This is a genomic window from Moorena sp. SIO4G3, from assembly GCF_010692305.1.
GTDB lineage: Bacteria > Cyanobacteriota > Cyanobacteriia > Cyanobacteriales > Coleofasciculaceae > Moorena > Moorena producens_A.
Genome location: NZ_JAAHIG010000763.1, coordinates 1 through 1,080, shown reverse-complemented (window position 1 = coordinate 1,080; position 1,080 = coordinate 1). Strand labels below are relative to the sequence as shown.

Annotated in this window: 1 protein-coding gene; it reads right to left on the bottom strand. The window is 48.5% G+C overall.

Features of this window, described 5'->3' with window-relative positions; all coding sequences use genetic code 11:
• Window positions 1-450: 450 nt before the first annotated feature.
• Window positions 451-1,080, bottom strand: a 630-nt coding sequence (locus tag F6J99_RS45280) for a PD-(D/E)XK nuclease family protein (RefSeq protein WP_293124051.1), incomplete at its 5' end; no start/stop codon positions are given.

Genomic DNA, 1,080 nt, shown 5'->3' with positions numbered 1-1,080 from the left:
CCCGAGAGCGAGGCCGCAGTGGAGCGGGAATAGGGATGATGTTAAGCATGGTAGAATAGTGTTAAAGAATACATAAAATTTAACAAAATTCGTGAAGCGTTTCAAATTTTGATTAAGGATTTCTTGACATGCCCTTGGCTGAAATCAAGTTGGCTGATACGAACTTCGTTTATGGCTGCAAGAAAATCTCGAACTCAGGCAAAACAGTAAGTATCTGCATAAATTTCATGCAAGTCCACAAAAATGGTGTGAGGCAGATGGAGACGAGTGCTCTGCACTGCTCAGGTTATGCCTTTCAAGTTGCCAAGTGAAACGCCCTTGGCGATAAGTATTGACGATAAATGGCGATCAATCATGGGCGATCAATCATGATGGACGAGACGTTGAGTGCCATAACGCTAGAACACCATAACTCCCTTAGCGGAAAAGGCTGGGGGCGATCGCCACGGTTCACAGAATGACTTCTTCAATTTCGTCAACCTTGAGTCCGTTCGGGGGTTGACTGGCTTGGCCAGAGGGGCTCCTGTGGCAGCGCAAGGCAAACTGACATTGAGGGCAATATCCCAAGGCTTCATCGACCTGGGGAAATGAGGGGTTGGGGCGATCGCCTTCTAAGTGATGGGTGAGTGAGGCCAATACCCGAGTTAGATCTTGCCGAATTAATTCATGGTGGGCGGCGGTGTAATCGAATTGCCAAGATTGGGGTTGGGGGGGGTGGCCGGGTTTCGATCGGACAAACCAATAAATCATGGAAATTTGTTCGGGCAAGTAGGGGCTAGTTTCGGCTAACACAAATGGGTAAAGCCGGGTTTGCCAATTATGAGTCAGACTGGTTGTGTCTGGGGGCAAGGGATAGGTTTTCCAGTCCAAGATATAGGCATGATCGGAACGGAACAGCAATAAATCATAGACCACGGTCAGCAAACACCCTTGAAATTCAAGAGTTTGACGATGTTCGCTATGACGAAAGTCAACCTCATGGGTTTGAAACAAATCGGGGGCTGCTGCAAGCAATGCTTCAACCGCCTGATGCAGATGCTGGCTATCATCATCTGCAGGGGCGACAGCCAATGGCGCAGA